Raw genomic sequence first — 5,046 nt, forward strand, 5'->3', positions numbered from 1 at the left:
CTCCGGCGCTGTGCCGGCCACGCTCGGGCCGGCCCCGCTCGGGCCGGCCACGCTCGCGCCGCCGAGCCCGCCCGCAGGGTTCGCCGACCTCGCCGACCGCATCCCCACCGAGGATGACGGCGGTCAGGTGCGCATCGAGCGCTACGGCGACGCGGCGCATCCGTCGTGGCTGGTTTTCATCGGCGGCACCGTGGAATGGAGTCCGACCGGCTCGAGCGAACCGTGGGACATGGCCTCCAACGTCGCGGCCGTAGCCGACCAGGAGGCCGGCTCGTACCGGGCGGTGCTGCAGGCCATGCAGGCGGCCGGAGTGCAGCCCGGCGACCCCGTGGTGCCGGTGGCGCACTCGCAGGGCGGGCTGATCGCCAACCAGCTGGTCTCGCGTGGCGACATCAACGCCGTGGGGTTGGTCACCTTCGGGTCGCCGGAAACCGACCTGCCATTGCCAGAGGGCTTGCCGGCGATCGCGGTCGAGCACGAGGACGACCTCGTTCCTGCTCTGGGCTCCACGTCGGACGAGGACCAGCGCCTCTACGTGCGGCGGGAACTCTTCGCCGGCCGGGAGGTGCCGGCGGACGAGGTCATGCCGGCGCATCAGCTGGTGGGTTACCGCGAGACCGCCCGACTGGTCGACGGGTCGCCGGAGCCCCGGTTGGTGGCGTTCCGCGCGCAGCTGGACGGGATCGTGGGCGAGTCACCGGGGCAGCAGAGCGTCTGGCGAGCCGAACGGGTCGACTGACCTGGCGCGGGCCTAGGAGGTGGCGTTGTTCAGCGGCCGTACGAGCAGGCCGAACAGCCAGCTGACGATGCCCAGCACGAACGCGCCGAGTACGCCCCACCAGAAACTCTCGACGACCAGACCGAAACCGAGCAGGCCGGAAATCCACGCCACCAGCATCAGCAGCAGCCCGTTCACGATGAACGACAACAGACCGAGGGTGAGGACATAGAGGGGGAACGCGACGATCCGCACGAACCCGCCGATGAACCCGTTGACGAACCCGAAGATCAGCGAGATCAGCAGGTAGGTGAGGACAACGGCCGTCGTGTCCGGTGCGTACGAGTCCACCCGCACACCCGCCACGATCAGTGTGGTCACCCAGAGGGCGACGGCGTTGACGATGAGCTTGATCAGGAAACTACCCATGCTCCCACTATGACAGCCGGTGCCGGTCGCCGGGTGGGTTTCCGGTGCGGCATATACGGCCAGAGCATGCGGCACCGCGAATATGTCCCGGCGTAGACTCGCCGAGTGAGCCCTTCAGACCAGCCCTCGGTCCGCCTGCGCCCTGAGATCGTTGCGCTGCCGGCGTACCGGCAGGGCAAGGCGGCCAACGCCTCCGCCTTCAAGCTGTCCAGCAACGAGAACCCGTTCGACCCGCTGCCCGGCGTCGTCGACGCGGTGAACTCCGTCTCGGCCTTCAACCGGTACCCGGATGCCTCCGCCCTCGCTCTCCGCGAGCGGCTCGCGGCCCGGTACGAGCTGACCACCGACGAGGTGCACATCGGTGCCGGATCGGTGGCGCTGTTGTCGCAGCTGATCCTGGCCGCGGCCGGCCCCGGCGATGAGGTGCTCTACTCCTGGCGCTCGTTCGAGGCGTACCCGAGCCTGGTCACGGTCTCCGGTGCCACCAGTGTCACCGCACCCAACCGCGCCGACCACGGTCACGACCTGCCCGCGATGGCCGCGCTGATCACCCCGCGCACCCGCGTCGTGATCGTCTGCAGCCCCAACAACCCCACCGGCGTGATCGTCACGGCCGACGAATTCACGGCGTTCATGGAGCAGGTCCCCGCCGACCTGCTGGTGATCCTCGACGAGGCGTACGCCGAATTCGTCACCGACCCGAAAGCCGTCGACGGTACGACGCTGCTGGGGCGCTACCCGAACCTCGTCGTGCTGCGCACCTTCTCCAAGGCCTACGGTCTCGCGGGCCTCCGGGTCGGCTACGGCCTGGGCCCCGTCGGCATCCTCGACGCCGCCCGTGCCACCGCGATCCCACTCTCGGTCACCGGGCAGGGTTCGGCCGCCGCGCTGGCCTCGCTCGACGCCGAACCCGAGCTGCTGGAACGGGTCGGCGTGATCGCCGAACGCCGCGACGGCATCCGTGCCGCCCTGGTGGCCGCGGGACTGAACGTCCCGCCGTCGCAGGCCAATTTCGTCTGGCTGCCGCTGGGCGCAGCGACCGCGGCGACCACCGACCGTTTCACCGATGCCGGGCTCGTCGTCCGGCCCTTCCACCCGGAGGGTATCCGGGTCTCGATTGGCGAGGAGGAATCTGTGGCCACGCTCCTACGGATCGGCGCTGAGATTGTTCAGGATCTACCAACGGGGCACGCGGCCCGGCGGCTAGGTTAGTACGGTGCCAGTGACCTCCAACGACGCACCCGTGCGCACCCTGACTTCTCCCACCGTGCAGCTCCTGTCCACGGACGGGAGTTTCTCGCCGTCCGAATCGGCGGCCGAGTTCCTGCCATACTTCGAGCGCCTCACCGAGGCCGACTACCGCACGTTCTACCGCGACATGGTCGTCGTGCGGAAGTTCGACACCGAAGCGGCGAACCTGCAGCGCCAGGGCCAGCTCGCCCTCTGGGTGCCCAGCCACGGCCAGGAGGCCGCCCAGGTCGGCTCCGCCTACGCCACCCGTGCTCAGGACCACGTCTTCCCCTCTTACCGGGAGCACGTCGTCGGCATGATCCGGGGCCTGGACATGGTCGACATCCTGCGGATGCTGCGCGGCGTCACCCTCGGCGGCTGGACACCGGAGGAACACGGCAACTTCCACCTCTACACGCTGGTGCTCGCCTCGCAGACGCTGCACGCCACCGGTTACGCCATGGGCATGCAGCTGGACGGCGCCACCGCGACCGGCAACCCGGACACCGATGCGGCCGTGATCGTCTATTACGGCGACGGCGCCTCCTCGCAGGGCGACGCCAACGAGGCCCTGGTCTTCGCGGCCAGCTACCAGACCCCGCAGGTGTTCTTCATGCAGAACAACCACTGGGCCATCTCGGTGCCCGTCTCCCGCCAGTCCCGCACCCCGCTCTACCTGCGGGCCGGCGGCTTCGGCATGCCCGGCATCCAGGTCGACGGCAACGACGTGCTCGCCAGCTACGCCGTCACCGCCAAGGCTATGGACGACGCCCGCGCCGGCCACGGCCCGTCGCTGATCGAAGCGCTGACCTACCGCGTCGGCGCCCACACCACCGCCGACGACCCCACCAAGTACCGTGACCCCGACGAGCTGGCCTACTGGGTCGCTCGCGACCCGATCGTGCGCTTCCGCAGCTACCTCAAGGGCCTGGGTGTCGAGCAGGAATTCCTCGACTCCGTCGACGAAGAGGCCGCAGACCACGCAGCGGATGTGCGCCGCCGCGCCCTGGAGATCACCTCACCCGACCGCTCCGTCATCTTCGACAACGTCTACGCCGAACCGCATCCGCTGGTCGTGGAGCAGAAGGCCTGGCTCGACGCCTACGAAACCTCGTTCGACGGGAGTGAGTCCTGATGACCCTGCAGGAAACGACCGCCGCCGCGCCGACCAGCGCGAACCTGCCCATGGCCAAGGCCCTCAACGCGGGGCTGCGCCAGGCGATGCTGAACGACCCCAAGGTGCTCATGATGGGCGAGGACATCGGGCCGCTCGGCGGCGTCTTCAGGGTGACGGAGGGACTGCACGCCGAATTCGGTGAGAAGCGGGTGCTCGACACCCCGCTGGCCGAATCCGGCATCATCGGCACGGCCATCGGCCTGGCCATGCGCGGCTACCGGCCGGTCTGCGAGATCCAGTTCGACGGTTTCGTGTTCCCCGGCTTCGACCAGATCACCAGCCAGCTGGCCCGGATGCGCAACCGGCACGAGGGCGGCCTCACCATGCCCGTCGTCGTGCGGATACCCTACGGCGGCCACATCGGTTCGATCGAGCACCACCAGGAGAGCCCGGAGGCGTACTTCGCGCACACCCCAGGCCTCCGCGTGGTGAGCCCGTCGAACCCGCACGACGCCTACTGGATGATGCAGGAGGCCATCGCGTCGAACGACCCGGTGATCTTCTTCGAACCCAAGAGCCGCTACTGGCCCAAGGGCGAGGTCGACTTCACCGCGGCCGGCACCCCGCTGCACGCGAGCCGGGTGGTGCGCACCGGCACCAGCGTCACCGTTGTCGGCCACGGCGCCATGGTGAGCGTGCTGCTGCAGGCCGCCGACCTCGCCGCGGCGGAGGGCATCAGCCTCGAGGTCATCGACCTGCGCTCGATCTCACCGATCGACTACACACCGATTCTCGAGTCCGTACACAAGACCGGCCACCTCGTGGTGGCCCAGGAGGCCGCCGGCTTCGTCAGCGTCGGCTCCGAGATCGCCGCGACCGTCACCGAGCGGGCGTTCTACTCCCTCGAGGCCCCCGTGCTGCGGGTGTCCGGTTTCGACACCCCGTTCCCGCCCGCCGCGGTGGAGACGCACTTCCTGCCCAGCCCCGACCGGGTGCTCGAAGCCGTCGACCGCTCCCTCGCCTACTAATCATCCCCCTGCTGTGAAAGGCACCCCATGAGCGTCTCCCGATTCACCCTCCCCGATGTGGGCGAGGGCCTGACCGAGGCCGAAATCGTCGAGTGGAAGGTCGCCCCAGGCGACACCATCTCGATCAACCAGGTGCTCGTCGAGATCGAAACCGCCAAGTCGCTCGTTGAGCTGCCGTCGCCGTACGTTGGCGTCGTCGGCGAGATACTCGTGCAGCCGGGCACCACCGTCGACGTGGGCACTGTGATCATCACGATCCTCTCCGAGGCCGGCGCCACCGACGACAGCGCTGCGCCCGCACCGGATGCGCCCGCCCCGGCCGACGACGACCTCACCGTGGCCGCCCAGGATGCCGGCAGCACCATCTCGCAGGAGCCCGCCGAGGAGTCCCCGGCGGTACTCGTGGGCCGCGGTGCCGCCGCGTCGATGCCCACCCGCCGACGCCGGCACGTGGTGCCGACGGCAGCGCACGAGGCTCTCGCTGCCGCGCCGACCGCGCCCCCGCAGGGCGGCCCGGCTGCCTC

5 protein-coding genes and 1 pseudogene are annotated in these 5,046 nt (G+C 69.6%); 5 read left to right on the forward strand and 1 reads right to left on the reverse strand.

Translation table 11 applies throughout. The features are described 5' to 3' along the window. Positions 1 to 739, forward strand: a pseudogene (locus tag E3T19_RS19065) (hypothetical protein); the annotation flags it as partial. A 12-nt stretch (positions 740 to 751) separates the two neighbouring features. Here E3T19_RS19065 and E3T19_RS12990 read toward each other — a convergent pair. Continuing rightward, positions 752 to 1,147 carry a phage holin family protein gene (locus tag E3T19_RS12990; protein ID WP_088457750.1) on the reverse strand — a complete coding sequence of 132 codons (396 nt, stop codon included), beginning with the start codon at positions 1,145 to 1,147 and terminating at the stop codon, positions 752 to 754. A gap of 105 nt (positions 1,148 to 1,252) precedes the next feature. Here E3T19_RS12990 and E3T19_RS12995 point away from each other — a divergent pair, with 105 nt between their 5' ends. From E3T19_RS12995 to E3T19_RS13010, 4 genes are all read left to right on the forward strand, one after another. Then, the gene (locus tag E3T19_RS12995) at positions 1,253 to 2,359 is read left to right on the forward strand and encodes a histidinol-phosphate transaminase (protein WP_088457749.1); all 1,107 of its coding nucleotides are present in this window, start codon (positions 1,253 to 1,255) and stop codon (positions 2,357 to 2,359) included. A 10-nt stretch (positions 2,360 to 2,369) separates the two neighbouring features. Further along, positions 2,370 to 3,512, forward strand: a complete 1,143-nt coding sequence (locus tag E3T19_RS13000; RefSeq protein ID WP_241980217.1) for a thiamine pyrophosphate-dependent dehydrogenase E1 component subunit alpha — start codon at positions 2,370 to 2,372, stop codon at positions 3,510 to 3,512. After that, on the forward strand, positions 3,512 to 4,522 hold the full coding sequence (locus E3T19_RS13005) for an alpha-ketoacid dehydrogenase subunit beta (RefSeq protein ID WP_088457748.1): 1,011 nt from the start codon (positions 3,512 to 3,514) through the stop codon (positions 4,520 to 4,522). Before E3T19_RS13000 ends, E3T19_RS13005 begins: the two co-directional genes overlap by 1 nt. A 27-nt stretch (positions 4,523 to 4,549) precedes the next feature. Then, the coding region (locus E3T19_RS13010; RefSeq protein ID WP_304991393.1) for a biotin/lipoyl-containing protein at positions 4,550 to 5,046 on the forward strand (497 nt) is incomplete at its 3' end.

The organism is Cryobacterium sp. TMT4-31 (assembly GCF_004403385.1).
GTDB classification, from domain to species: domain Bacteria; phylum Actinomycetota; class Actinomycetes; order Actinomycetales; family Microbacteriaceae; genus Cryobacterium; species Cryobacterium zongtaii.